We start from the raw sequence: 258 nt of genomic DNA on the forward strand, positions 1-258 counted from the left end.
GTTAAATAGTCCAATGATGATTTTTGCATTTTCAAGATTACCTAAAACTTGATTAGGTATGCCCCAATCAGCCGCTTTGCAATTATCGGTATTGATAAAAGGTTTATCTTCGTCATGAATCCAAGAAAATTTGTTATTTAAGTTATTAATATTTTCATTTTTTAAGTTAATATACTGCTCAGATATATTATCAATATTTGTCTTATTCCAAAATTCTTCGATATTATTCCATGTATTATCAAATAATGACATTATTAG

General features: G+C 26.0%; 1 pseudogene. It reads right to left on the reverse strand.

Features of this window, described 5'->3' with window-relative positions:
• Nucleotides 1-258: pseudogene (locus CD150_RS13560) on the reverse strand (hypothetical protein); the annotation flags it as partial.

The sequence above is a fragment of the Staphylococcus ureilyticus genome, assembly GCF_002902235.1.
Lineage (GTDB): Bacteria > Bacillota > Bacilli > Staphylococcales > Staphylococcaceae > Staphylococcus > Staphylococcus ureilyticus.